This is a genomic window from Flagellimonas myxillae (assembly GCF_023502235.1).
Classification (GTDB): domain Bacteria; phylum Bacteroidota; class Bacteroidia; order Flavobacteriales; family Flavobacteriaceae; genus Flagellimonas; species Flagellimonas myxillae.
In genome coordinates, this window is sequence record NZ_JAMFLY010000003.1 from 470,559 (window position 1) to 496,953 (window position 26,395).

Genomic DNA, 26,395 nt, shown 5'->3' on the forward strand with positions numbered 1-26,395 from the left:
AATCGGTTTGAGTGTGTAATTTGTACAACCCAATTGATTTATTTTAATCTTATTCTAATCGCTCTGAAGAATTCAATTAATTTGATTCCTACAAAGTACAAATACAGTTGTAGGTTGGTCCATGTTTTCCAAAGGACTTCGTTATTAGGCCACATTATACCAATTTTCACTTAGATATTGTTGAAGTTTCTTCCGAGCCCTATGCAAAAGTACCCAGCAATGCGTGCGACTGATTTGCAACTCTTCACAAATTGCCTCAGTACTGAAACCGTTTTGTTTCAATTCCAATATTTGGTTTTCACTTTTGGATAATGTGCTCATGCCAGTATTGAGTACTAGTTTTAAGTCATCCTCATCAAGGCTTTCAGGAATAGGGTCGTAGGTAAACCGGTGATTGGATTCTATTTTTCTTTCAGAACTCAATCTGGATTCGATATTTTCCCTTATGTGGTATTGCTTGCCGTTGTTGCCTCTGTAATGGTCTGCAATTTTGTATTTTAAAATAGCAGTAAGCCAAACTCTTTCGCTGGAGGTACCCTTAAATCTGTGCGCAGAATTCAAAGCAGCTAGAAATGTATCCTGCACAATGTCTTCTACAAGGTCTTGTGGCAGTTTTTTGTAGGCGAAATGGAATAAATACCCTTTGTGTTTGTTTACCCAATTCTGGGGTTCCAATTGTCGTAGAGGTTGCGTGGAATGCATTATTGTTCTTATTGGTTGTTAATTAAAATTTTAATGGACAACTACATTTATTAGCTTGAGTATTGACCTACTCTCACATAGTTTAGTAGTTGCTTGTTCGTTTTTAAGTGTTTAATAATGGCAGGACACTGTGTAAAAACCTCATACTCCATTCTTCGAGCATGAACCATAATTCTCTCAATCAATGCTAGTGTAACGTCTTCAGCCAAATATTTTGATTTATTGATGTTCATGAGCATTAGCTGATTTTTATCTATAAACCGATATTCAATTGAAGCGGACTGACCATTTAGAATGAATTCATAGAACAATTGATTTTCATCGCTTCTGAAGATTAACGGGATAATAGCGTTCTCGTACATGATCCTTTTATTTTCTTATGCTAAAGCTCCCAAATATTCAAGATGTATTTATGGCAGATTCTGCTGTTTTGTTGTCAAATTGATCTTATGAATATGAAGCATAGTCGTAATCAGGATTGATTATTTTATGATGAATAGCCTAAATCAAAAAAGGAGTAGATCCCCGATCTACCCCTTCTTCCATGGTACTTCTAAAAGAAACTTAATTTCCGTATTAAATATTCAACATTATTGAATTACAACACGGTAAATTAACTTTTGAACTTCTCCATTGTCTCCCAGTTTTTGTCAGCCTGCGAGATGTGTTTTCCACGACCTTCTTTTTCCCAAACTTTTACGAAATCCCCTTCAACGTTGCGAGTGAACATATATAGTTTCCCGTTCACAACCCGGAACCTGAATGGATCTGGTTGGAATTTACCGCCAAGAGAAACAGCAAAAGCACACCAACCTCCATACTGTGGTTTGTATTTCAATGGATTGGCGTCAAAAGCCTCCTGTTGTTTCTTGTTTGTGAAATAGTAGGCAACACCATCGTATGTGGATTTGTATTTCTTATTACCTAATTCTGCTTTTCCAAGATCAACGTAGGAAACAGGACTATACCCTTCCAGAGCAATTTTACTGTCATCAATGCTGTAGCTATGGGATTGAGCGGATAGTGTACCTAAACCCATAAATAAAATAACAGCTAGCCCACTAACTGCTTTAATTAAATTAAGATTACCAATAGTTTTCATTTGATATAATTTTAATAATGAATATGATTTATTGGTAAAAGTATATCGATGGTAAAGCTGGAAATTTAGTGTATTAACCGTCCTATCGAATACTTGCTATTATTGCTTTGAATTTTTGGAATGGAGCAACAAAAAAAGCAGGACTAGATTGTCCTGCTTTTTTTGTTTAAGGTTTATTATGTTCAAAGAAGTTTTCGCTCTGATTCTTGAATTGGAACGTCATTGATGCTGGCATATCTTTTTCGCATATAGCCCTCATCGTCAAATTCCCAGTTTTCATTTCCGTATGCTCGGAACCACTCACCAGATGGGTTACGATATTCATATTCAAATCGGACAGCAATCCTGTTCTCTGAATGTGCCCAGTATTCCTTTTTCAATTTATAGTCTAATTCGTTTTCCCATTTGTTGGTCAGAAATTTTTGGATTTCCTCTCGTCCATTGATGAACTGCGACCGATTACGCCATTCGCTATCAATTGTGTAGGCCTTAGACACCTTTATTGGATCTTGACTGTTCCAAGCATCTTCTGCTAATTGTATTTTCTCCTCCGCGCTTTGCCTTGTGAATGGAGGTATAGGATTTTTTACCATTTTAAATATGCTATTGTTATTACTAAAAAAAGGTCATCCGGACGACCGTTCAAACCACTAACTCAAACTATGAAAAAACTAAACTTTGTGCGCGCAGCTTCTTAAGCTTAAAGTATAGGACAAAATTCGCCGAAGATTCGATTGTAATACATTTAGAAATTGCCTCTATATTCAGATTTTGCGTTCATCAGGGGTGGACCAAATAATTTTGATAGAAATCACTTGAATTAATTGGCTATGAATTGTGAGAGGGAAGGCCTTGGATCACGGATTTTATCCGAATAGAATTAATCCGAGGACGGATTTGGCGTGAATCTTAGATAAGATGCTTCTTCAGAGGATTCGTAAGGGTAAAGTTCTTTGGCTTCATCATCACTTAGGGAAACGTCCACAATGACATTGTCACCTTGGTTCCAGTTGGCAGGAGTAACAACTTGGTGTTGACAACTTAACTGTAGCGCATCTATAACACGTAAAATTTCATCAAAGTTTCTACCAACGGACATGGGATAAGTCAAATGCAGTTTGATTTTCTTATCAGCACCAATGACGAACACCGATCTAATGGTATGCGTCGAGGAGCTATTCTCGTGAATCATACCATATAATTGAGCAATTTTTGCATCTTCATCAGCAATAATCGGAAATCCAATTTTCACATTCATCGATTTCTCAATTTCAACCTTCCATCCATGATGTGACTCCAAACTGTCAACACTCAGTGCAATTGCCTTGACATTTCTATCACTGAATTCCTTTTCCAATTGTGCCACGGCACCAAGCTCCGTTGTACAAACAGGGGTATAATCTTCAGGGTGGGAAAATAACAAGCCCCAAGCGTCTCCCAACCAATTATGAAAATCAATAGGTCCACTAGTAGTTATTGCCTTAAAGTTAGGCGCATTGCTTTCAAGCCCTAATGCCATGATAAACTTCTGATAATAAGCCCTAAATTAACATATTAGTTTTATTTAAATTATATTTAAAACAAATATTTCAAATATTCTTAATTGGTGGAAATACGTGCGGTTATAGTAGATGACGAGGAACGACATCATAGCGTATTGGATAAGATGTTAAAGAACTTTTGTCCAGGAATACTAGTAGAAGGAAATGCGTTTTCAATTCGAGAGGCCGTCCCCATTATTGAAGAAAAACAACCACATTTGGTATTCTTGGATATTGAGATGCCAGGAGGTAATGGTTTTACAATTTTTGATCATTTTGAGGAACCGCCATTCCAGGTCATATTTACGACTGCATTTGACCTCTATGCCATAAACGCCATCAAATATGCCGCTTTGGATTATTTGTTGAAACCAATCAACATTCAGGAACTGAAAAATGCAGTGGCCAGAGCTGAAAAAGTATTGGAAAAGCAGAGCAAGGAGAATATTGAAAAGATACAAGCACTTAAATCCAATATTCAACTGGAAGATAGAAGTTTGACCAAAATTGCATTGCGCTCTTCTGATGGGATAGATTTTGTGGAAGCCAAAGATGTTATTCGGGTGGAAGCCAATCAAGTGTATTCCAATTTCTACCTTCAAAATGGTAAGAAAATATTGGTGTCCAAGCCATTAGGGGAATTTGAAAGTATGTTGGAATCCTGTAACTTTTTTAGAGTTCATAAATCGCATATGGTCAATCTGGATCATATAGTGAAGTATGTGAAAGGTAAAGGAGGTTATGTAATAATGAAAGACGGTTCCAATGTTGATGTTTCGGTTCGGAAAAAGGAAAAATTCTTGAAAAGGTTGGTTTAACTTCTTACTGGCCTTCCTTTTTTGAAGATTTCGCAACATGTTTTCTTCGCATTAATAATCAAATAAAAAGAATGGTCAACATCAATATTCCGATGAATGCGAATAACACAGAAAGACCTACTTTCAAATACTTTTCAGGTAGGATTTTTTGCAATCGTGGCCCAAGCTGGCCTCCAATCAATACGCCTGGTATTGTGAAGGTTATTACGTTTACAACCTGATCTATTACACCTTCTTGAGAATTGAAAAAGAACTCGTAAAAATGGCCAGAGGAAGCGACTAAAACGGTAATTACAACACAAAATATGGCAGTTCCCACAGCTACTGGCGTTGGAACCTTACATTTTGATACAAGGTGATAGTCCAAAAGTTCACCCAAACCTACCGAAATCAACCCTACAAAAGCGCCTCCAATAAATCCAAATAATCTAGCTCGTGGTTTATTGCAATAGGTGTATTGGTAAACTTGGTTTCTACTATCAATAAGGGTAGTCTCGTAATTTCCCTTTTCCAATTGGTTTTTTCCAGACTTGTGTTCGTTGACTTCTTTACTATAGGATCTATAGATTTGGATGCCTATATAAAGAATTCCAATTCCAAAAAGTGCCTTTAAAAAGTCCGAGGGAACATAAGATGAAACCAATGTTCCAATAATTGCCGCGGGAATAGAGAATTTCAGGATGTCTTTCCCCAATTTAAAGTCAATCAGTTTACTGCGGAAATATGCAACCAATCCGGAGGAAAATCCAAACAACTCAGTTAGTAACGCGGTTCCTATTGCAACCTGAGCATCAAGCCCCAAGACTAAAATGAACAAAGGGGAAAAGAAAATTGCACCGCCAACACCGGAAGCCATTGCTATCGTAGCTATTGCTGTTGCTACGGGAAATAAATACCATAATTCTGTTGCCATTTCCATAATGATGAGTTTAGTAATTATTGAATTAAGTAAGGTTTTTGGATTTGGTCAAAGGCTCCCAAGATCAGTAGATTATGGAAGCCATTCAACCTAAAATAGCCTGTTAATTGTTGTTGATTCTCTTGGTGGTGGAAATTTAGGACTCTACAACACCTACCAACTCTTTAGTGGTGAATACATGGCTAGCCAACATTGCGTAATTCGTTTGAGCAGCCAGGTCACCGTCCAAGTTTGGTAATTTTGCGGAACCCGTTGCATCCCCAACAACGGCGACTTCAAAACCACATTCTAACAATTCTCGCAAATGCGATTCCACACATAAGTTTCCAGACATACCTGCCAAGATAACTTTGTCGACTTTTCGTTTTCTTAACTGCAATACGACATCGTTGTTTTCAGGTCCAAAAACCTTGTGTGGGCTAGTAACCGTAACATTGTCTTTATTATTTATGTACTTTTTATACTGTGGAAGCCAATCTGCTCCAGAACCTTCAAATCCCTCAACATTCAGTTGGTCTCCACGATCGAACATCTTTATGTTATGCATCAATTTTTCCAGAGCACCTTCAAAGTACCATTTATGGTCATGCTCGTAATAATAATGGGGAGAAACAAATACATGGATACCGTTATCTGCACCCAGTTTGAAAAGGGTCTCCAAGTTCTCAATGGTACCATTTTCCGTAACGCTCTCACCAACTACTGGCCAGGCTACCCCTTCTGTGCTCAAAAAGTCATTTTGGGGATCAATGATCAAAATCGCGGTTGTTTCATCAATTTCGAAACCAGTTTCGGGTAATTGTGCCTCGCGCTTTCCTTGCATGGCTCTTTCTGTAGAATTCATAAGATTAATTTTTTTAGATTATTAACTATGTTGATATCCATTTGGATTTAGAGCAAACTTCAAGGAATACAATCGCTTTAAATTTTTGTATTTAGCCTTTATGTTGGAAAATTGATGCTACGTAGATTTCGAGCTTGGGGTAGAATATTTAAAAGGCGGAAAAGATATTGTTGGCGCGTTTAGCTAAGATTAAAGTTCTAAGCAATGCAATACTTTGAACTAAGTCATCAAATTGATCAGGTCAATAAAGAAAAGGCAAAGGGTCAAAGGTTAGTGGAGGTCATTTGGGAAGCACAGGGATACTATGGTCCCCGCAGGAGAATCATTTTCTACAATATCTTCGATTACTACCTTGAACTCTTTCATTTTTGCGTCAAGATTAAGTAATTCCAATCGTGCTTCAATATTCGACATTGCAATGGATCTATGTTTTCTTGGATTGTCTAATTCAGCTTGTTTTCTACCAATTCCGTTATCCGTGATGATACATTGAATTCGATTGTTTTGTTCTTTGACCAACAATGTCAGTTTACCTATGCGGTCAACTTTGCGAAGTCCGTGTATAATGGCATTTTCCAAATAAGGTTGAATAATCATGGGTGGAACCATAATATCTTGGAATTCATCAATTTCCAATACAATTTCAAATTCAAAGGAATTATTGAACCTAGTTCGTTCCAAACTTAGATAGGTTTCCAAAAATTGCAGTTCATCTGCTAAAGTAATGTAAGGAACCAATGAATTTTCAAGATTTTGACGCATCAAACCGGCAAATTCAGAAACATAATCTATGGCTTTGTCCGTTTCATTGGATAAAATGAACTCTTGGATGGAAGAAAGCGCATTGAATATGAAATGAGGGTTCATTTGTGATGACAACATTTTCATTCTTGCCTGAAGCGCTTCTTCACGTTCATTTTTTATTTGGTTTAGATGAAATCGTGAAGCGGAAATAACAGATGAAACACGAACTTTAAGTACCAAATGATTGATGGGTTTCCTAATATAATCTTGCGCTCCTAAGGCAAAACACTTGGTAAGGGTTGTGTCTTCATCTTCGCCGGTTATAATGATTACAGGTAGATTATGGTATTTAGGATGTTTTCTAATTTCCTGAAGTAAATCATAGCCACTTATTCCAGGTAAATTGACATCCAGCAACACCAAATCAAACTCTTGTCTGTCCAATCGTTGAAACAGAAATTCACCTTTTGGTATAAATGAGATTTCAAACCCCTCTTCGGCCAAAATATGATTGACTTGTTCCAGTACTTGGCGGTTGTCATCCACCACCAATATTTTTGCAATTTTATTGGGCATTGATGGTATTTGATAAAAGGGTTCTCAATGCTTCATCGTCTCCCGAGTAAATAGCTTCTTCCAGTTTATTAAATTCATCTGGGTGTAGGATTGAATTCAACGGCTCTGCTGCAACCACCAACTTTTCAGTTTCAAAAATAGGGAGTTGATTAAGTGAATTGAAAGCATAGTCCAATACCTGTTTTTCTTCTTCGCTTAAAATTTTGACTGCCGGGAAGCTGTTTTCTACCTTAACATAAAGGTATTTTTTTAGTACACGGACTAATTCTGTTATTTGAATTGGTTTTGTGAGATAATCACAAAATCCAGAATTTAACGCTATCTCACGATGTTCTGTAAAAGCATCCGCGGAAAGGCCAATTATTGGAATCTTATTGTTCATTTTCCGTATTCTTTTGACAGTTTCAAATCCGTCCATGGTTGGCATATGTACATCCATGAATATAATTTCTGGATGATATGTTTTGGCGATGTTAATCCCGGATTCACCATCCTTTGCCAACATGATTTCCGATCCAAGTTCTGAAAATAGAGCTCTGATCATTTCCTGATTCATTGCATTATCTTCAACTACCAGTATTTTTTTGTTGGGCGGGATTTTAAAATCTGCTAAAGATGTTTCCTTTTCTTCTATCCAAGAGTTCTTGGCTTTTTCAAAAGGAAGATAGATTTTAAATGAAGTACCTTGGCCTAATTGACTCCTAACTTCAATTTTTCCTTCCAACAATTCAATAAGTTTTTTAGTTATTGTCAATCCAAGTCCGGTACCTCCAAATTTGCGGTCTATTCCTGCATCGGCTTGTATGAATGGGTTGAAAATATGTTGTAGCTGGTTCTCAGGTATGCCGATGCCTTCATCGGCAACTTCGCACACAATCCAGGAATTTTCGCGTTGTACATTCACATATACATTTTTCCCTTCTGGCGTAAATTTTATGGCATTCCCGATTATGTTCATTAAAATCTGTTTCAGTTTACTGCCATCGGTGTAAACATATTTCGGAAGCTTATCATTGAAGTTACTAATGAGTTTGACTTCCTTTGACTTACCTAGTCCTTTGTTGATGCGACAGACAGAGGTTACGATTTGGTTTAAGTTGACGTCCTCTTTGGTAATTGTAAACTTGCCGGCCTCAATTTTGGATAAATCTAGAATATCGTTGATTACCTCAGAAAGTGATTCTGCACTTTGGTTGATATTGTTCAGATACCTTTCAAATTTTTGGGTTAAGTCTAGATTTTTACCTTGGTTTAGTAAAATTTGTGAGAAGCCTACTATTGCATTGAGAGGTGTTCTGATTTCGTGACTCATGTTGGCAAGAAATTGCGTTTTTGCACTGTTAGCATTGTCCGCATCATTTTTTGCATAGATTAAGTTCTTTTCAGCTTTTTTACGCATTTCAATCTCTTGCTGAAGGTGTTCGGTTCTTTTTTTAATACGGTCCTCAAGAACTTCGTTTATTTTGGCCAATTCTTCTTTGGATGAAGATAATTCCTGATTTAAGGTGTTGGACTGCTCATACAGCAATGAATTGGTAATGGAGATTGCCGCTTGGGAGGCAATAATTCGAAGAATTTCCAAATCACCTTCCGTAAAAAGACCTTTTACTTGTTTGTTTTCCAAGTAAAGCACACCCACTAGATCTTTCTGTTTTAGAAGTGGTAGAATAATTAATGAAGAAACACCATTATTGCGGAAATAACTTTCCTTAGGATAATTAGTATTTATGACATCATCTATGCTCAACTCTTTTCTTGTTGAAATTACATGCTCTATAATATTAACCGGTAACTGTGCGCAATTCCGTAGTTCAATTTCAGAGAAACTGGAATTATTCTCGCTGTTAGTGTTGACAATCGACTCTAAATAAGGGGTCTCGTTTTTCATCAGAATAAGTGCGCCTTTATCGGCACCAGCATTTTCCATAACAATATTCAACAGTTGCTGTACTAGGCTACCTAGATTTACTTCCGCGGAAATTGCCTGTGTGGCCTTTAACAGACTTTGTGTGTCAAAACTAGAATGATTTGGTTGTTGTTCTGGGGCCGATATTGAGTGTCCATCAAATTTCTGAGGGTATAGTGAAGCTTTCCATTCCTCAATAATTTGCTGTTTTTCTCGTTTTAGATGCTTGATTGAAAAACCAAAGTTTTCTTCAGGTAAAAGTTTACTACCTAGATCACATAGGAGTGCTTTGTTATTGATTAAACCTTCTCTTTCTGACCATTTAATACCTTCTTCAAGTCTAAATAACGCTTTGCTAAAATCATGGTTGCATATGGAAATCAGAAACTCAATTAATTCATAATCGGCCCTAAAATTATCAGGGCATTCAATTGACCACGGTTCAATCTTTTTGCGCAGCTTTTCTAGATTGACCACAATTTCATTTTTGGGAGAAGTACCCAAACTTAATTCACAGATTACCCTTAGAATACCTTGGCGTATGACTTGTGGTTGGGAGGTGGCCAAACCAATAAATTTCTTATTCTCATTCAAATAAAATAGGGCCTTTTTATAATCACCGAGTAAGCAATTGGTGAGACTTTTGAAAACGTACTGTTCGGAGAGAATGAAGTAGCATTTCTTTTTGCGTAACGTCTCTATTGCGCCAGTATCGGAGGTTAAACTTTTCAATTCCTTTTGAGACAGCAAATTCGCAAGACTATTTTTAATCAGAACCAGTTGCGCACCAAAACATTCACTGTACTCCCAAGGCATAATCTCGATGGCCTTTTCGCAGGTATTTAAAGTCTCGGTTAAAGTTTTGCCGGTAATAAGTTGGTTTCTTACACTTACTCTGCATAAGGCGTTAATGGAATTATAATTGCTGGTCTTCATGTGCTCAGCCACTCTTTTTTCAAGATCATGTTGAATTGACGCGTATGATTCCTTAAAATGATTTACCAAATCGTAATGACATAATATAGCTCGGGATATGTATTTTTCTGAATTTGACTGATCCAGCAACTTCATCCCTAGATTGATAATTTTTATGCCTAATTGTAACTGGTTAAACTCATTGATGAGGACGGAACCTAAATGCACAAGAGCAAAAGAAGATGAATCTGCTAACCCATTTTTAAATGTATGAATGGACATTTTAAGAACTGTCCATAAGTAAAGTTCTTTTTTTACATGAGCTGCAGATATGACCATATTCGCAAATACATTCATTTGGTCCCGCTCATGACCATCATTCATTTCTTTCTCGAAATATGACTCTAAGGAATAATTGTTTTGAAGTATATTCATTAGGTTGTTGTACTCGGCATCAACTCTTTTGGCCATTGCATTTCCCTTGTCAATTGCATTTCTTGAAAGAGTTTCATTAAGCAGATTGAGAATGGAAATTCCGGCATCTACGCTTTCGTCATAAAGGGTGAATGCTTCATAAAAGTCCTGCTTTAATCGCAGTAACAGTATTTTTTCATTCTTATTCTTAGATGCAATACTCGCTTTATCGGCATATTCATTCCCTTTTTCAATGTTCTTCATCAAAAAGTGTGCTTTGGCAAGTCCATAAAGCATCGGAAACGAAAATTCCACGAAATTAAATTTTACTGCCAAATCAAGCCCAAATTCATAATACTGTTTGGCTGAAGCTGAAGAATTGGAGGCGGTAGCCAAATCGCCCGCTTTTACAATATACTTCAGGGCTTTGTTTACCGTGTTTTTGGAAAGTAATTCTCTAGAAGAAATCAAATGCCTGACAAACTGATTTAACTCAACAAAGTGTTTGATATTGTTAATTCGAAGCTTGTATAATGCAATTTTATGGTGTAGCTGTTCATTATTGAAACTAAACCCAGGTATCGTGAGTTCAAGTGCCACTTTTTGGATTCTCTTGTGATTGAAAATATAAGTGCCGTGAATAGGGTCCAATTTAGTCAGTAGTCCTGCTTCTGAAAGAATGTCCAATAGTAGGGTTATAATTTGTGGAGCGGTATCTCCAATGGTAGCTAAAAGTGGTATGTCAAAAATACCATTATTGTAGGCAGCTATTTTCAGTAATACCTGTGCCTGGTAGGATTGCAGTTTGATCTGCTCTTCAATATGCTCCACTACATTTTCCCTTACTTCTTGAAGTTTTACCTCATTTAAGTTGTAATTCCATTTGTTTTCTTCTTCATTGTAATAAAGAACATTATTCTTGTATAGCGACTGAACCAGATTATTTATTTGCTGTGGATTTCCATGTGTTTTAGCATATATAGTTTTGGATAGCTCATTAATGGGTTTACTTTGCTCCATTAAGATTTTGGATACCATACCAGCTGTGGCGGATTTCGAAAGTTCGTTGAGATGTATATGATTTACCAAATAATCACTTTTGTCGAGGTCCTTCTTAAGTTTCTGAAGCGGATGGTTTTCATTTACGAATTTCTTGTTGTAGGCCAGTATGAACATTACCCCAGATATTTGGGATTTCGTAAGATATCTTATCAAATTCAACGACGATTCATCAAACCATTGAACATCATCAAAAAACAACACTCGTTTCAGCCCCAGTTGCCCTAATGTTCCACAATACCTTACAAAAACATTGAGAAATCGATTCTGAGTTTCAATCGGATTTAACTGTTCTGGGGAATCAGTGAATCCTGTTAATTCCTTTAAATCTGGGATGACATCAAAAAGAAGGGATAAATCCTTGCCTACACCAGTTTTGAAAATAGCACTTAATTGAGCATGGCTTTTGCCAGTTTTCATTAATAATCTTCGGACAATATCCTGGAAAGCAAGGTGAAAGGCCAGATAATCCGACGATTGGAATTGATCTGAGCAAGCATTGAAAAAACAAGCTTCAGTATCCGTTACAACATTCTTCAATTGATTGCTAAATGATGTTTTTCCTAATCCTTCATCAGATTCAACAAATGCGATGGATACACCACCCTTCTTTGTTTCTTCATAGCATTCAGTCAACAGTCTCATTTCATTTTCACGTTCAAAAAGCACTGCTTCGGAATTTAATACTCCTGGATTGTGGTAAATACTTAATTCCGGCATTTTGGAAAAGTCCTCTAAATCCAAAAGCGCTCTTAAAGAAACAAGGTCTTTTATGATTCCTTCCGTAGATTGATATCGCTCTTTGGGATTCTTTTGCAGTAATCCCGAAATGATCCGGTAAATACCAGTGTAATGCCATAAACAATTCTCAGAAGCTTTATAACTTTTTGTGAGGTGTTGGTGCATAATAGCTTGTTCGTCTTCTGCATCAACAAAATAGCTCCCGGTCAACCAATAGTTCAAAAGAACCCCAAAGGCATAAAAGTCTGCCCTGTAATCTGGATTTTGATTAGATCTGGAACTGAATTCCGGAGCCATATATCTGTATGCTGATTTTCCATACGCTCCTGCATTTAGTGTATTGTATTTTTTCCGAATTGCAGCTAGACCAACGATTATTAATCGCTCCTTTTCATCTATTAAAAAACGTTCTTCGTTTAATAGGCCGAAGAGGTACCCAGCCCTATGAACAGCAGCCATTGATTTAGATATCACTATTGCTAAATCCAAAAAACGAACAAATTCATTCTTGTTTTCTGGTATAGTAATCAATTCTGTTTGGAAAGGAGGAATACTATAAGTGATATTGTTGTCTTCGCCAAGGGTGATGTCAGCAATAGAACTAAATTCAAAAAAACCAAGTTGTTTTAATGTTTTTAGAGCCGCGTGGTCCAATTCCTCATTTAATCGTTCATCAACAAAATACCTGTTGATTTGTTCATCTTTCCTAAGATCCACATGTAAAATTTTTGTGGCTGGCATGGCACATTAATTAGACTTCAAAGTAGTGAATTTATGCTAAAATAGCGGTACGTTAAGAAGTTAAACGGCTACGTTAAGAAGATCTTTCTTCCTTCAGATTTCACCTAAAATTGAGGAGATTTCAAAGTTTTAGGCACTCAGTTACGATTATTAGAAAAGCACCAACGCTTATATACTTTGACTGGTGATTACATATTTGGCAAACTAGTTTTGAGTCAACAATTCAGAAATCAAGACAATCATCAAAAACAACTACTATGGAATATGTGAATAAACTTAAAGAGATTATTGGGGACAAGAATAGGGTAAGAACATTGGCGCACAAGAAAACGGTTTTTCTTTTCCTAATTAATGATAGGGAAAATGGAGCAGCGTTAAATAATGCCAAGAAAAACTATCAGTTCCTTTTTCAATTGGAATTACTGGACCCTTCTGTTATTGAAGGGCCTTTGGTATTGGGAATGTATAATGGGGTTTTCGGGAAAATGGATTTAAGTCTTGAAGTGGGAAGCTTTAAGAAATTGTCTTATTTGGATGACGCCTTAAGTAATCAGTTGGCAATTTATTTAACACAAGAGCTGCTTTACAAGCCCAAAGAGGATAAATGGTATTTGGAAAATATGGTGGTAACGATGACTGATTATTTAGTTAAACAGACGTCCCGAAACTTATCCAATACAGAAGAGCATAGGATGGGAATAACCCCATTTCAAATGCAAAAAATCAAACACCATGTTCTGGAGCATATTGATCATCAAATCAGTACCACAGAATTGGCAGCTCTGGTAAAATTAAGTGTACATCATTTCATTAGAATGTTCAAACGCACAACTGGTGAGACACCGCAGCAATTTACCAAGCGTCTTAAAATGCAACGCGCTAAGGAACTCTTATTGTATTCAGAGGATAATATAATCCAAGTCGGTATGGGTATAGGTTGTGACAATGCAAGTCATTTCACTCAGCTTTTCAAAAGTAGCTATGGCATAACTCCCTTAAAATTTAGAAAAGCACACAGACAAATGACCTTGGCTGCTTCTTAAACAGATTCATCAATTCTAATAAATGGGATATGAAATATCGAGGAAACCACAACGAGTTAAGTAAGAGCAGATTTAAAATGATCAGTGCCGAGGATGATCTAAGACCTCTTTTTAAACGAATCAAAAGAGATATTGAAGAAGCTAAATTCGATTGGGTCATCTGCTTGAATTAGAATCAATCGGAATAGCAACAAATTATTAACGAAAAAAGAGTCATGAAAATCAAAGAAATTATTGCTGCAATACCAATTAATGACGTAGACCGGGCAAAAACATTCTACACAGAGATATTAAATTTTGAATTGGAAACCCTAAGCGAAAAAATGAACATGTATTGGACCAAGGGAGCTGGAGCTAAATTTCTACTTTATAAAAGAAATGATCCAAATCTGGCAGAACATACAGCACTAAGTTTTTCAGTTCAGGATATTGAAAGTACAGTACACGAACTTGAGGAAAAGGGTGTGGTGTTCTATCAGTTTGAAGGGCAAAAAATCTTCGATATGGATGGAAGTTTATCTGCTTGGTTCAAAGATCCGGAGGGAAACAATCTGGAAATAAGTAAAAGACCATAATCTGAATTTGTCTGAACTACATAATCTAAAGTCATGTTTTAAAATGAAAACAATTAGAGAAACTACAAATGAATTGCTGTATTTACTTCGATTTCGGACTAAATCGGCACCAAATATTAGTAAACAAAATGACAACTATTGTGACCCTGGTATCCAATCAGAATACTACTGCGACGAAAATGGATGGTTTGTATAGGATAAATTGATCATAGAGCATAAACGAAACTTCACACTCTGGCTTTTAGGGTACTTTCTTCTTTACCCAATAAAATCACCTTTGGATTATTCCTTAGGTGATTTTTTGTTCTATGGGGTTAAATTTTCATATCGATAGGAATAAAGCAATCACACAACATTCCGGTCAGGATAGCACATTATTGGGTGTATTCACAAGCTACTTTTGGGACTGTAAATGATATGGTAATAAACCATCGCAATTACCAAAGGTGAATAAAAGATCACCATAAAACCTATCAAAAATTAATTGAACGTTTAACGTAAAATCAAGTAAAATGAAAAACAGGATTACCAAAACATTACTGATATTGACCATCATGGTAGTATCAAGTTTTAGACTAAATGCACAGATACCTGATCCAGGTTTCCAAGTGGATGAAACAACCGCAATTGTTATTACGGATCCTCAGAATGACTTTTTAAGTCCGCAGGGAGTTACATGGGGTGTTATTGGAGAAAGTGTAATAAAGAACAATACCGTCGAAAACCTGGAGACCTTGTTCAAAATAGCAGAAGCGAATGGTATAAAAGTATTTATCTCGCCACATTATTATTATGAACACGACCATAAATGGCAATTTGAAGGTGCGCTTGAAAAATTAATGCATGATATAGGGATGTTCGACCGCGGTGACCAATTGAACAAAGAAGGTTTTGAGGGGTCAGGAGCCGATTGGTTGCCAAGATATAAGAAATATATTGAAAAAGACTTTGTGACCGTTGTTGGTCCCCATAAAGTCTATGGTCCTGAGCAAAATGATTTGTCACTTCAGTTGAGAAAGCAAAAAATCGATAAAGTAGTATTAGCAGGAATGTCAGGAAACCTTTGTGTTGAATCGCATTTAAGGGAATTATTGGAAGATGGTTTTGAAGTGGCAGTAGTCAAAGATGCAACCGCTTCAGCTGTCGCCCCGGGTTATGATGGAAATTTGGCGGCTGAAATCAATTACAGATTTGTGGCGAGTCATGTATACACTACTGAAGAGTTTCAATCGCTCTTTAGGTAAGCAAGTGCAATTGTGTTTAGTGTGTTAGGGTAGGGTGAAAGCCCTGCCCTTTTATCGTTTTGTAGCTTATACAAAATTCCGGCTGAATATGAACCCACTGTTGACTCAATGATGGCTGGATTGTAACATTAGCTTTACCCATTCGTTTACGAATAGAACCTTATTTGACATGAAAAATAAATCTCCACTTTATATCGGTATTGCCATAATTGGTATTATTTTCCTAATCATGATCATTCCAATTGATGTCATGCTTGCCAATACTTTGTTGTCTGAATTCCAATTGGAAAATGTATCGCTTACAATTAAAATGTCATTGATTTTTATGGTTGCACTGGCGGGAGTATATCGATTGAAGTTAATAGCTCTATCCGGATTGTCCTCAGAGTACGGATGGACGTCCAAACTTCTGAATCTGATACCGGTCTACCTTTTTATTATCGGTATTTTAGGTTTTATGGGCAAGGATATGTCAGGCATAAACATATTAAACCTCCTGTTGTTGCTTTTTGCTTGTCTATCTGTAGGATTTGCCGAAGAATTTATGTTTCGAGGATTTCTTCAGCCCTTTTTTATTCAAAAGTATTTGTCAAAACGGAAAGGACTCTTTAAAAGTGTTCTTTATTCTGCAATGTTCTTCGGGGCTTCACATCTGATTAATTTAATGGTGAATGACAATATTCCACAAGTGATAGGTCAGGCGATTTATGCCATATTAATTGGATTTTTCTTTGGTGTTTTGGTATTGAAAACGAATAAATTGATACCCTTGGCCATCACCCATGGCCTCATCAACTTTTTCTTTTTGATTGGTACATTGCCGGGATTACAAAATACTGAAGACATAGTTTCAGAATCCCACCCCCTTCCTAGTTTGACGGAGCAAATTTTGGGAGGACTTTTACCAATAATCATATTCTTGCCTTTGTTTATTATTGGTCTATTAATGCTTAAAAAGATTGACTTAGAGCAAGTTCAGGATAAATTGTGAACTTGGAGCGCATTTGTTGTATGCTAGGTTTTATTGATTATCATTATTTGATAATGATTCTTAACTTTTAGGACGCCATTTAAAATGAAAACAAGATTTTAATTGAATTCTATCTCTGGAACTGGGTAAAAGTTGAGAAATGACAACAGCTAATCAAATAGATTTGTTAATTAATCATATAAACTATCACATCGAACTAAGTCAATATGATATTGGAAAAATCTCGGAAGTAATTGAATTCAAGGAGCTTAAAAAAAAGGATTTTTTAATCTCACCAGGAGATAGGTCAAATACCATGAACTTCATTGTCCAGGGTTGTATGAGGAGTTTTTATTTAGATGAGAATGCCCAAGAGCATACATTACAATTAGGCATTGAAGAATGGTGGATAAATGATTTGTATAGTTATTTGAGCAGAAAGGAATCAAGAATGTATGTTCAGGCCTTAGAACAAACTAAACTGATTTTACTTCCTCGGTTGAAATTGGAAAAGCTCTATTTTGAAGTCCCCGAAGTTTCACACTTTTTCCGCATGAAGTTTCAAAACGCATATGTTTCGATGCAAGAGCGCATAATTAATAGCATGAGTGATGAGGCATATGAGAGATATACGGATTTCATAAAAACGTATAGAGATATTGAACAACGAGTTCCACAGTATATTATCGCTTCTTATTTAGGGATTACTCCAGAATTTTTAAGTCACTTACGTAAAAAAAACTCCTAGAGTTCTTTCTTAAGCTATCTTAAGAGTTTTTCAATATTGTCATTATAGTTTTGACCTATAATCAATAAAAGGATTATGGGTTGACCATAGTTATAGTTGTAGGAACTCCGCTGTATAATGGTTCATGAAGTATACCCTGCAATTCTAAGAATTTATGTGTGTTAGATTAAACATTTGGAGCAAAGAATGATTCTAAAATTTAGGTACTAATTAAAAAAACAATGCTATGAAGAAAATAATGGCTTTTTCTGGGAGCAACAATCCGGAATCAATAAATGAAAAACTTGTTAAATCAATTATACAAAGGTATTCTAACTATGATATTCGGTTCATAGATTTAAAAAAATTCGATGCGCCCATCTATTCTAGAAGGATTCACCAACGTGGAATACCACAACAAATTCAAGATTTATATCAAGTATTTCAGCAGAGTGACGGTTTTATCATTGCCTCGCCAGAGCATAATGGACTACCCTCAGCATTTCTAAAAAATATAATAGACTGGCTTTCTGTAATAAACCAGAGATTCTTCAATAATAAACCTGTCTTATTGATAAGCACATCTCCTGGTGTAACCGGGGCCAAGACACATTTGGCCATATTGACCAAATTGATCCCTTTATGGGGTGGTATTTTAAGAGGCACCTATTCGTTGGGAAGTTTTAACAAAAGCTTTGATATTACTTCAAATACGATTATAAAGGAGGAAGAACTAGGATTGATTGATCAAAGATTTAAGGTGTTTATGGGTAAAGATGTAGCTTTAAAAAGTAACAAAGAAATTGTTCAAAACTACTTCACGGCATTCCAAAGTGGTAATTTGGAAGTAGTCCTGAGTACTTTTCATCCTAGTTGCTATATTGTTAGTGTGAAAGAGGAGGAACGTCCCGCTGAGCAACTTCATGGGATTTACCGAACACGTAAAGAAGCAAAACAATTCTTAAAAAATATTGTGACTCTATTTGACACCAAAGAATTTACTGTGGACATGATAGTTGAAGCAGAAGCTAATGTTGTAGTTTCTAAAGGATCATTTTCACATTTGGTAAAAAGCTCTGGAAAATTGTTCAGGAGTAATTGGGTGCAATGGTGTTTGGTTGAGGATGGAATGATAAAAGAATATAGATTTTATGAAGATTCCGCAGCTTTGATTGAAGCTTCAAACATTGAGTGTATAGAGTTATGAAATCCAAAGCTATAGCTCACCAATTTGAGTTTTGGAAATACCTGGGAAAAGCTGGCAATTACTTTTGGAGCGATGGTGGTTATTATACAATTTCGGCGAAAAATTTCACTTGGCCGTCTAGAATTTTTAACTTGATAAATCCTGATGTAGGCCTACTGAAGGAAAAAATCAAATTAAAACTAATACCTCATTCGATTGCTGTTGAAGATGGGAATTGCATTGGAGATGAGTTGAAAAATGAAGGTTTTTCTACAAAATCTATTGTAGATGGGATGACTTTGTTGTTGAAACCTTCCTCGTCGTTTTTGGCATCAACGCACATTGTCAGGATTAGCAATCAAGAAGAGCTCAAAGTATTTGCCAGTATTGCGTCAGAGGCTTTTGGTTATACGATTTACCCATCTTCTCTTTCTGGACTCCTTGTGGGTAACAGGGCCAAATTGTTTATTGGGAGTTATAAAGACAAATTCGTAAGCTGCGGAATCTTGTTTCTGGATTCCAACAATGACTGTGGGTTACATATGATTGGGACCAGAAAAGGATTCCGAGGTTTAGGTATAGGCAAAATGATGACAGAGCATTTATTGAATCAAGCAATAAAAAATAAAAGCAAAGAAATACACTTGGTAGCTTCAAAATTGGGATTGCCTATTTATAATAGTCTCGGTTTTCAAAAGCGAGGATATTTAAAGTCCTACATCATTTAATTAAGGAATTATGAAGTACATATTTTTGGTGATGTTTACTACTGTTTTCTATTCCAATGCGCAAGACCTTGATAAGTTATTGGAGAGTAAACTTAATTCCACAACTGAGAGTCCAGTGAATAGCATTTCCATTTATGTTAAAATCGCTGATAGTGTGATAGTAGAAAAAGCTGTTGGACTGAGGCAAAAAAATGGTGAGAAAGCCAAAACATCCGATCAATTTAGAATTGCAAGTAGCACAAAATTGTTTGTAGCAACAATAATATTACAACTTGAAGAAGAAGGGAAGCTTCATATTGATGATAAAGTATATCCTTACCTGAAAGATATTGAGTTTTTACGATTGGATGAATTTCATTATTATCAGGATTCGACGAATTTGGGTGGAGTAACCACAGGTTATTCGAAAGCAATGACGATTAAACAACTTTTATCGCATAGAAGTGGTCTTGCAGATATTTTTAATGATAGGGAAGCGGCTTTTTTCAGTATGGTTATGAATGAGCCTGAAAAAGAATATCACCCAAAAAACATTGTCAATTTATATTTTGAATACGGACTCAACAAAGAAGCCAAATTCAAACCCGATGAAGGCTGGCACTATTCCGATATGAACTATGTGCTGTTGGGGCTACTAATTGAAAAATTGGATGGTAAATTATTGTCCCAATCTATTCGTGACCGAATTCTAGATCCCTTAGGTTTAAAGAATACCTATTTCGAGTTTTATGAGTATACTGATGTTCAGGAAAACCGACTAAATCAATATGTAGGTACAATCGATTTCAATAATGTGAATACTTCTTTTGACTGGTCGGGAGGTGGATTGGTCAGTACGCATCAAGACTTAGCTATTTTTATATCAGCTTTGTTCGATAACCGGCTGATATCGGAAAAATCACTACGAAAAATGACAAAGACGCAAGCAACTATAAAGAACCATCTTCCATACGGACTTGGAGTATACGAATCCATTTACAATGAAGAAATCTACTACGGCCATTATGGGTTTTACGGGACTTACATCGGTTACAGTCCAAATACCAAAGCAGTACTTTCATACTGTATTTCGCAGGCATTACCTTCTTTTTATGTTTATGAATATGTTGATTCTTTGGTAATGATCATTCAATGACGTAATTGGTAATTTTAAATGAGACCTTCACAAAAGGTCTTTGTTCTATTTTTTGTTTATTGAAATTTAATAAGAGCAATTCGGTATATTTTTTCCACCGTTTTATTTAGCTATTGAATTAAATTAGAACTCTTGAGTTGAAAAGTTTAAAAGGCCATATAAATTAAATGGTATGACATCAAACTATTATTTATACTTTATTTCTCCAAGATTACTATCATCTTAAACGTAATGGATTACTACAGATTTCTGTAACTACTGAATTGTGCATTGTTTTAAATTTGGAGTAATCTCCAGGAACCTCAATTATGAACAAGCTTTTCCTTTTAATAACTTTACTAGCGGTTTGCTTTTTGCATTCACAAGAACAAAATGTTTTGCTTGTAACATGGAATATCAAAGACTTTGGGAAAACAAAAAATGCAGAAGAACTAAATCGAATTGCTGAAGTTGTAAAGGAGGCTGATATTTTAGCCATTCAAGAAGTTGTGGCCGGATATGGTGGAGCACAAGCCGTAGCTAAGCTATCGGATATTCTTAATAGAAAGGGAGCTCAGTGGGATTATGTAATCAGCAACCCTACCAATAGTCCTAAATATGCCACCGAACGTTACGCTTTTATTTGGAAAACAAAGAATATCAAAATAAAGAATAGAGGTTGGCTACTTGATGAATTGAATCCGAATATAGACAGAGAACCTTTTTTATTGGATTTCTACTTAAACAAGCAGAAATTTACTGTGATTAATTTTCACTCGAGACCCCACGATAAAAATCCTGAAAGTGAAATAGAGGCTTTGAGTAATTTTGTGATGGATTCACTAGGGACACCTTTAATAATTGCCGGTGATTTTAACGTGGATGAAAAAGAACCCGTTTTTGATCCTTTAAAAAGCAAAGGCTACACAGCAACTATTACCAATCAAAAAACCACACTAAAAAGAACTTGTAAACGTGGAGAGTACCTGAATTATCCAATAGATAACATTTTTTATTCAATCGATATAAAAAAAATTGATGGCGGGGTTATTGATTTTGTAAAGCTCTGTAATCGGATAGAACAGGCCAGAAAAATTTCGGATCATATACCAGTTTTTCTAATGTTTCATGTTGAACGAAAACAACAATGATTTTTTATTCTAACATACTTCCCAATGGGAACGTCTCAACATGATATGTGGGTTGTTTTCTTAAAAGCTTTACTTCATCAAAAACAAATGCAAATTCTTCCGTTTGGTAAGATGGAAGATAAATCTGTTTGGACTTTTCGTACTTATTTCCAGCTTGTTCGGCATAAGCCCTAATTATGACATACCCATCTCCGCCCTTATTTATTATCCGCCCCGAAATCTTCATACTATAATTGAATAAAGAGCTTGATGTTCCATCAGCATGAGAATTAACTATCTCAGGTTTTGGCGGCACGACGGATTTGAAAATACGTTGGTAATTCGTAAAAAGAAATATACCGATAATCAAAAGGATTCCTATAATGACATATTTACTTTTCATATTGATGGCCTGATGTAAAAGTTATCGTTTGCAATAAATATAAATTTCAGCTCCAACCTCATAGCAGCTTGAAACCAAAGAGGAAACAAACCATAATATTTGAATAACTTCATTTCTTTCTGCAAAATCATCCGCATTACGAAGTTTATTTAATCTATCTTCTAGTTCTATTTTAGAAATGAAATTAATTACAAGAACAACCCTCTTTTTAAGATTCGGATATAATTTTAGCTTTTTGAAATATTCAATTGCATCTGCCACATTGTTGCCTTTTCTTAATCTTGTAATTTCGGTTTGAACTTTGTTAATCTTGAATTTTTTAGCCCATAGATTTTCCTTAATTGGCCATTGGTTATCGGATGGACTAAGGTTTCCTAAGTTCTTTTGGGCTTGTCCTATTATTTCTTGAAAAGCAGATGCTGAAAATTTTGAATCTTTATATTTTGAATGATAGAACGAAATACTTTCATCGTTTAATCCAATGTGGTCTGCCCATTCTTTGCCTAAGTCATCGCAAATAAAATATTCCGATTCAGATGAAAACGTATGCTCTACAAATCCAAAAATGGAATCATCATCAAAGTTTTTAGAGTTAGCAGTGAAACTCCCTTTTTCAGATGTGACTAAGTCGAGTTTAGGATGCGGAATAAAAAGCTTTAAGAAAGCTTCTATGTTGCTTAAAAGTCTACTATCCTTAAAGAGTTTTCTATTACTGTAAACTAAGTCTGGTGTATCAAACGTAACGATAAAGCTATTTGTCCTATTTATGTATTGAAGAATCGGATAAACTGAATCTTCTGAAAACTGAATACATAGCCTGGCTAATTTTCTTGAACGAAGCGTGATGGAATGAGAGTTGAGTGATACGTACAAATCATTAATAATCTTATTGTTTATTTTGTAATTACTAACACCATTTTTTTCTTCAGATTCAATCTTCAAAAGGCGTTCAAAGTTGTTTAAGACTTTAATAATGTCAACCTCTCTTTCCTGTTCTTTATTTAGTATGAAGCACCTCTCGATTCGATTATCTTCGAAATCTGAGTATAATTTGGAAAGGGTGATTAAGATTGCAATTGGTAGTAGATTGTCTTTTTCATTTGAATAATCTATGGGAGTTGCAAACGATGAGAGAAAACTTGACTGTGGTTCGAAATTAATAATCCGGGCAACAATTTTATGTGCCCAATTTAGAAAAGCTTCGATATTGTTTTTAATTCCAAATTTGTTGATTCTCGAAGAATTCAATGAAAGAGACACTTTATGATCTTCATTATTTACCCTTAGATTACTTAGTACATAGCTTTGTAAACCCAAAGTTGAGAGATTTTCCTTTAGATCAGTAGATTCAATGCTTTTTTGACGAATTGACTTATCTGCAATATTTAAATTATTCATTGAAAATTTCTCAAAAGTTGTGTCATCATCAGTGAATATTGAGGTTAACACCTCATACTCAATTGGAGAGAATAATTTTAAAAAATCTTTAATCCCAGAAATATTTCTTTTTGCAATTACTAAATGGTTCTGAAAATCAACCAGGCATATATAAGCTAACTTTTTTTCGTCCCATCCTTCTATAGATTTCTCTATGAATGTTGGCTTTTTTTCATATTTGAAAACAGCGATGGAATAGTAGACAAAATCGTTATCGCTAATCTGGTATTTAGATTTTAATTCTTTCAAAAGAAAGTTTCCTTTCTTTTCTGCAGAAGCTTCTTTAAATGTATTTTTTATTAACCTCTTGCTTATAAACCCTTTCTTTTTTTTAAGAAAGAAATAAGCATTTTCGTTGAGAATAATGTTTTGAATCAATTTGTCTTTATTCACACTATATGTTTTAGAGATAGAAGGACCATTAGCAACAACAGCCATATTGATAGCATACATCCGCTATTTTTTGATTTGGAAAAAGTCTTTCGATAGGTTAATCCGGGTATTCCTGTTTTCAAGGAATATCCATTTGAACTTAAACTGCCTCTTTTGTTTCTATAACTAGGGGTAATACCTGATTTACTCACATTTATGCCCAGTCCCTTGCCTAACTTGATACGCTTGTTAAATCTAAATGCCATATTATTTACTCAAAATAAATTCCGCTATTATCTTCTCCATATTAGAAGGTAAATCTGCTTGTTTGATCTCGAAATTTTTAACCCCCATTTCCTCAAGCCACTTATTCCAGTAAGCTCTAATAACATCTTCTTCATAAGGGTTTTTATCACTCGGATTAATCCCCAACACTAAGACTTCCAAATTCGATAACTGATCATTTGCTTTAATAAACCCAAAATCCTGTTGGTCAAATTTTTCTTTCCAACCAGTATTGTTAAATCCAAAATGCTTTACATCCTGTGGTGTTAAATATGTAGTTCTGTTACCTTCTTTGATTTTTGTATTCTTATGAAATATGTAACCATCAGTTAGAACTACCAAAATGTTCCGAGACCCATCTTCTATGCAATAGTCATTTATCTTGTTCTTGAAAAACCTCCAAGTGTCCGAACCAACATAATGGTCGTCCTTTATTGCAGCTTCATAAATCAGCTTTGAAATACTGTCGTACTTTTTACAAGTATTTAAGATTTTCTCCTTCGTAACATTGTCCTTATTAAAAGATATTTTCAAGATGCTTAGTTTCTTGTTGAGCGTATTATCCGAAGGTTCAGGATCTATAAAAACTTGGATTTGATCATTTATCCTTATCATTTTCTTGTTCATTACATGAGCTTCAAAACTTTTTGCAATTATTTTTAAATAACCTATATCCCTCAAATAGAATTCCATTGCGGGAGATGGATATTTTTGAGGATTTATCCGATCCGACAGGTCCAAAAGCACACTAATATTCAAGTTTTCTCGATTAGGCGATAACTTTGGGATTTCATGGTTATGAAAGGATTTCTCCGAATTGGCATCTTCTATGCATGAGCTTAAAAATATTGAAGTCAGTATGGGCAAGAGTAAGGCACATAAATATTTTTTCATCAGGATTAGTTTATTAATTTATATAATCGCCCTTCGTAGTTTTCATCTGCAATATCATGCTCTTCTAGGTGCTTTTTTTCTTCCGCAGCACATTGTGATAATAGCTGATCACGCCTTTTCAGGGAATCAAAATTATCTGCGATAGCCAAAAACCAACCTTTGACATATTCTGCATGGTAGGTGAGGTAATGCTTGTTGGAAAAAACAAAACCGTCAATAGTTCTTTGTAGATCATTTATCTTTCCTTCAATCCCGGAAATTTCTTCTTTGATAGGATTCAGTTTTTCTACCTGATTGGCTATCTCTTGTTCACAATTAAGAATATCTTCTCTTTTGGATTTGATGAATGTTTTGATTTTATCAAAATTGTCATATTCCTTCATAATAAAATCAAATACTAAACCCCAGATAATGTAGACAACAAACCCGGCGAATATTATGCCCCAAAACTCTGCTTTGGTAAAAGCAATTTGAACATTGAAATCCGGTGAGTTTAGTGTTTTCTCAATGTCATATATCTTTTTTTCTATTTGGTATGCCAGTATCGCATCAAAAATAAAAGTGACAATAAATAGGGTACCTATCTTGATATAGGAGGTCCAATTTTTATGTTTTTGGAACATGTGGATAAGATATCCTAGCCCCATAAAAGCGAAGGGTATGGTAGAAACGAAAATACCCTCAAGCCACCCATCTTCAATCGCCTTGGTCAAGGCATTGGCATCAAAGATTGCATTGGTCAATTGGTTGGTGTCAAACACTTTGAAAAAAGCGGAATACGATGCCGATATATAAAAAACCAGTAGATAGAATGTAATAGGAATCAATACTATTAAGCCTAAGTAAAATTGGGCTTTGGGCTTTTTGTCTGCATCTTCAACATATTTTTCAGGGTTTTGTTTTACATCGGCTATTTCATTTCTATAGTTTGAGATTTTTTGTTCCAAAGCTGAAATGCCTTCTTCTGCTATGGCCTTAACGGTTTTCCTTTTTTTCAATTCAATCTCATACTTGCTTTTTTCCTGTACATAGGGCTCTTTCAATTCTTTTTGCAGTTTCTGGTTTTCCCTGCATTTCCCCTTATAATCCATATACACATCTTGCAAGCAGGCTTTGAAAATCATATGATTTCCTTCTGCTTGTTTTGAGGAACCGTAACCGCTTTCAAAAAATGTGAGCTTTATTTTTTCTTCTTCTTGCTCTTTTCCCTCTACTTCCTGAGGGGCCGTTTTTTTAATCGAAAATATTTTTTTTAAGGAGTTCAT

General features: G+C 35.4%; 24 protein-coding genes. 11 read left to right on the plus strand and 13 right to left on the minus strand.

Annotated features, from left to right (window positions below):
• Positions 1-144: 144 nt before the first annotated feature.
• The 4 genes from M3P07_RS14745 to M3P07_RS14760 all read right to left on the minus strand — a co-directional run bounded on the left by M3P07_RS14745 (position 145) and on the right by M3P07_RS14760 (position 3,326).
• On the minus strand, positions 145-702 hold the full coding sequence (locus M3P07_RS14745; protein ID WP_249970700.1) for a sigma-70 family RNA polymerase sigma factor: 558 nt from the start codon (positions 700-702) through the stop codon (positions 145-147).
• 613 nt (positions 703-1,315) lie between these two features.
• Positions 1,316-1,804: a YHS domain-containing (seleno)protein gene (locus M3P07_RS14750; protein ID WP_249656892.1), complete on the minus strand. Its 489-nt coding sequence runs from the start codon at positions 1,802-1,804 to the stop codon at positions 1,316-1,318.
• Between the two features lie 182 nt (positions 1,805-1,986).
• Positions 1,987-2,397: a nuclear transport factor 2 family protein gene (locus tag M3P07_RS14755; RefSeq protein ID WP_249970701.1), complete on the minus strand. Its 411-nt coding sequence runs from the start codon at positions 2,395-2,397 to the stop codon at positions 1,987-1,989.
• A 287-nt stretch (positions 2,398-2,684) separates the two neighbouring features.
• Entirely contained in the window at positions 2,685-3,326 is a 642-nt protein-coding gene (locus M3P07_RS14760) for a peroxiredoxin (RefSeq protein WP_417952750.1), read from the minus strand.
• Positions 3,327-3,410: 84 nt separating this feature from the next.
• On the opposite strand from M3P07_RS14760, the gene M3P07_RS14765 reads away from it, so the two are divergent.
• Positions 3,411-4,163: a LytR/AlgR family response regulator transcription factor gene (locus tag M3P07_RS14765; protein WP_249656889.1), complete on the plus strand. Its 753-nt coding sequence runs from the start codon at positions 3,411-3,413 to the stop codon at positions 4,161-4,163.
• A 58-nt stretch (positions 4,164-4,221) separates the two neighbouring features.
• Here the strand turns inward: M3P07_RS14765 and M3P07_RS14770 are convergent, their stop codons facing one another.
• From M3P07_RS14770 to M3P07_RS14785, 4 genes are all read right to left on the minus strand, one after another.
• Positions 4,222-5,076, minus strand: coding sequence for a sulfite exporter TauE/SafE family protein (locus tag M3P07_RS14770; RefSeq protein WP_249970703.1), 855 nt, complete (start codon positions 5,074-5,076; stop codon positions 4,222-4,224).
• 142 nt (positions 5,077-5,218) lie between these two features.
• Positions 5,219-5,926 carry an isochorismatase family protein gene (locus M3P07_RS14775; protein WP_249970704.1) on the minus strand — a complete coding sequence of 236 codons (708 nt, stop codon included), beginning with the start codon at positions 5,924-5,926 and terminating at the stop codon, positions 5,219-5,221.
• Positions 5,927-6,196: 270 nt separating this feature from the next.
• Positions 6,197-7,246, minus strand: a complete 1,050-nt coding sequence (locus M3P07_RS14780; RefSeq protein WP_249656886.1) for a response regulator — start codon at positions 7,244-7,246, stop codon at positions 6,197-6,199.
• Positions 7,236-13,022 (minus strand): ATP-binding protein, encoded by a 5,787-nt coding sequence (locus M3P07_RS14785; RefSeq protein WP_249970705.1) that lies wholly within the window; start codon positions 13,020-13,022, stop codon positions 7,236-7,238. Before M3P07_RS14785 ends, M3P07_RS14780 begins: the two co-directional genes overlap by 11 nt.
• A gap of 257 nt (positions 13,023-13,279) precedes the next feature.
• On the opposite strand from M3P07_RS14785, the gene M3P07_RS14790 reads away from it, so the two are divergent.
• The 10 genes from M3P07_RS14790 to M3P07_RS14835 all read left to right on the plus strand — a co-directional run bounded on the left by M3P07_RS14790 (position 13,280) and on the right by M3P07_RS14835 (position 21,760).
• A complete protein-coding gene (locus M3P07_RS14790) occupies positions 13,280-14,065 on the plus strand; it encodes a helix-turn-helix domain-containing protein (RefSeq protein WP_249656884.1) in 786 nt (261 codons plus the stop codon).
• 29 nt (positions 14,066-14,094) lie between these two features.
• On the plus strand, positions 14,095-14,238 hold the full coding sequence (locus M3P07_RS14795) for a hypothetical protein (protein ID WP_249656883.1): 144 nt from the start codon (positions 14,095-14,097) through the stop codon (positions 14,236-14,238).
• 42 nt (positions 14,239-14,280) lie between these two features.
• The gene (locus M3P07_RS14800) at positions 14,281-14,640 is read left to right on the plus strand and encodes a VOC family protein (protein ID WP_249656882.1); all 360 of its coding nucleotides are present in this window, start codon (positions 14,281-14,283) and stop codon (positions 14,638-14,640) included.
• A gap of 512 nt (positions 14,641-15,152) precedes the next feature.
• Positions 15,153-15,884: a cysteine hydrolase family protein gene (locus M3P07_RS14805; RefSeq protein ID WP_249970706.1), complete on the plus strand. Its 732-nt coding sequence runs from the start codon at positions 15,153-15,155 to the stop codon at positions 15,882-15,884.
• Positions 15,885-16,053: 169 nt separating this feature from the next.
• Positions 16,054-16,875, plus strand: a complete 822-nt coding sequence (locus M3P07_RS14810) for a CPBP family intramembrane glutamic endopeptidase (RefSeq protein WP_249970707.1) — start codon at positions 16,054-16,056, stop codon at positions 16,873-16,875.
• A gap of 139 nt (positions 16,876-17,014) precedes the next feature.
• Positions 17,015-17,602, plus strand: coding sequence for a Crp/Fnr family transcriptional regulator (locus M3P07_RS14815; protein WP_249970708.1), 588 nt, complete (start codon positions 17,015-17,017; stop codon positions 17,600-17,602).
• A 226-nt stretch (positions 17,603-17,828) separates the two neighbouring features.
• On the plus strand, positions 17,829-18,788 hold the full coding sequence (locus M3P07_RS14820; protein WP_249970709.1) for an NAD(P)H-dependent oxidoreductase: 960 nt from the start codon (positions 17,829-17,831) through the stop codon (positions 18,786-18,788).
• Complete coding sequence (locus M3P07_RS14825; protein WP_249970710.1) at positions 18,785-19,495, plus strand: GNAT family N-acetyltransferase; 711 nt, start codon at positions 18,785-18,787, stop codon at positions 19,493-19,495. The genes M3P07_RS14820 and M3P07_RS14825 overlap by 4 nt, the downstream gene beginning before the upstream one ends.
• Before the next feature lie 10 nt (positions 19,496-19,505).
• Positions 19,506-20,630 carry a serine hydrolase domain-containing protein gene (locus M3P07_RS14830; protein ID WP_249970711.1) on the plus strand — a complete coding sequence of 375 codons (1,125 nt, stop codon included), beginning with the start codon at positions 19,506-19,508 and terminating at the stop codon, positions 20,628-20,630.
• A 308-nt stretch (positions 20,631-20,938) separates the two neighbouring features.
• Entirely contained in the window at positions 20,939-21,760 is an 822-nt protein-coding gene (locus tag M3P07_RS14835) for an endonuclease/exonuclease/phosphatase family protein (protein WP_249970712.1), read from the plus strand.
• Between the two features lie 4 nt (positions 21,761-21,764).
• Here the strand turns inward: M3P07_RS14835 and M3P07_RS14840 are convergent, their stop codons facing one another.
• The 5 genes from M3P07_RS14840 to M3P07_RS14855 are packed head-to-tail and all read right to left on the minus strand — an operon-like array spanning position 21,765 to position 26,395.
• Positions 21,765-22,142, minus strand: a complete 378-nt coding sequence (locus M3P07_RS14840) for a hypothetical protein (protein ID WP_249970713.1) — start codon at positions 22,140-22,142, stop codon at positions 21,765-21,767.
• Positions 22,143-22,163: 21 nt separating this feature from the next.
• Positions 22,164-24,032, minus strand: a complete 1,869-nt coding sequence (locus M3P07_RS14845) for a hypothetical protein (RefSeq protein WP_249970714.1) — start codon at positions 24,030-24,032, stop codon at positions 22,164-22,166.
• Positions 23,969-24,217, minus strand: a complete 249-nt coding sequence (locus M3P07_RS17865; RefSeq protein ID WP_417952747.1) for a DUF4236 domain-containing protein — start codon at positions 24,215-24,217, stop codon at positions 23,969-23,971. Before M3P07_RS17865 ends, M3P07_RS14845 begins: the two co-directional genes overlap by 64 nt.
• Before the next feature lies 1 nt (position 24,218).
• On the minus strand, positions 24,219-25,130 hold the full coding sequence (locus tag M3P07_RS14850; protein WP_249970715.1) for a hypothetical protein: 912 nt from the start codon (positions 25,128-25,130) through the stop codon (positions 24,219-24,221).
• Positions 25,131-25,135: 5 nt separating this feature from the next.
• Positions 25,136-26,395 carry an ABC transporter permease gene (locus M3P07_RS14855; RefSeq protein WP_249970716.1) on the minus strand — a complete coding sequence of 420 codons (1,260 nt, stop codon included), beginning with the start codon at positions 26,393-26,395 and terminating at the stop codon, positions 25,136-25,138.